Below are 1285 nucleotides of genomic sequence, written 5' to 3' on the forward strand. Positions count from 1 at the left end.
GCAACGCGAGCACACGCGGCTCCCCGACCGACAGAATCGCGATCATCGTGTCCTCGTGATTCCCGCGCCCGATCCGACGTAAACGTAAATGGTGGCAGATTTGGAAACGATAGAGGAATGAAAGAAGGAAAAAGATATGACAAAAGAACGGCTGCAAATTTATATTGATCCTGAACATAGAGACGCATTAGAAGAATTAAAAGAATTGTTATCGGTGGAAGATTCGGCAACTGACAGCGCCTTAATTCGCTATATTATTTTGGAATTGTATCGATTAAAGACAAAAGAAAATATTCAAATGCGTGCACTTTTAAACCGTTTGGATGAACTTTTAATTTATTCAAATAGTTTTGCGGAAACGATGGATGTCGATATTTTTGATCTCGAAAATTCTGAAAAATACAAAGAAGTGAAGACCCAACAAAGAGGGAAATGGGCAAATAGCCGAAGAAAAAAAGCAAAAAACAGACCAGCAAAAAGACCTCCTAATGTAAAAAAGGAGAAACCAAAAGAAGAAAAAACAGACTCAGAAAAGCTTACTTATAGAGAAATTGTTGCGAAGTATTTGTAAAAATTCGTCTTTCAAAAAGGACGATCGATAGTAGTAGCTAGAGACCACTTTTTGTATAAATGACTACTTCTGTAGTCTCTCAACAACTCCCTGACAACTACTAAAAACTATGGTGTGGTATCACATTTATTTTCTTCATAACGCAATAGGCACAGCCTATTTTCCCACTTTCAGTATGAGAGTGGTGCGTTTACCTTATGCTCTTTCCATTTTTTTGCAAAAAGTGGTCAGGTTTTATCTAATATGCACGTCTTAACACTGGAGAAGGAGTATACAGTTCTTATATCAATGCGGGAAAACAAAAGGTGGCGTCAGAATGACATTTACAGATTGTTTTAAGATTAGTAGTATTAATTCTATCAAGAGAGCGTAAATTTGATTGTAGAGGTGATCTATGAAAATTCAGTACAGACTTATTTTTCTTGCTGTATTATTTTTTTTAATAGGATATGTCATAATTGAAAATTGTGCAGATGTTTTTTATATACTGTTAAACTTTTCTCTTCCAGTTTTATTTATAATTTTCAGATTATTTTTTTCTGATGTTAAAAATAGGAAATTATTTTGGCAAAAAAGGTCACCATACTTTGGAGATCAAAGAAGAAAAATAAATAAAAACATTTTAGATCTGTTCTTTTTTGTAGGGTTATTATGGTATGCGTATTTAATTTATCAATATCTGAATTAAAGAGATAAATAATCCTATTATTTATA

Annotated in this window: 1 protein-coding gene; it reads left to right on the top strand. The window is 33.4% G+C overall.

What is annotated here, in order from left to right:
- Positions 1-136 precede the first annotated feature (136 nt).
- Positions 137-571, top strand: coding sequence for a hypothetical protein (locus tag AB0I34_RS44155; protein WP_142422932.1), 435 nt, complete (start codon positions 137-139; stop codon positions 569-571).
- Positions 572-1285 lie beyond the last annotated feature (714 nt).

Origin of the sequence: Kribbella sp. NPDC050281 (genome assembly GCF_040655855.1) — a bacterium.
Classification (GTDB): domain Bacteria; phylum Actinomycetota; class Actinomycetes; order Propionibacteriales; family Kribbellaceae; genus Kribbella.

What these genes read in the sequence shown, in the direction of transcription:
- AB0I34_RS44155 (WP_142422932.1), top strand. Translation starts at nt 137, where the DNA reads ATGACAAAAGAACGGCTGCAAATTTATATTGATCCTGAACATAGAGAC.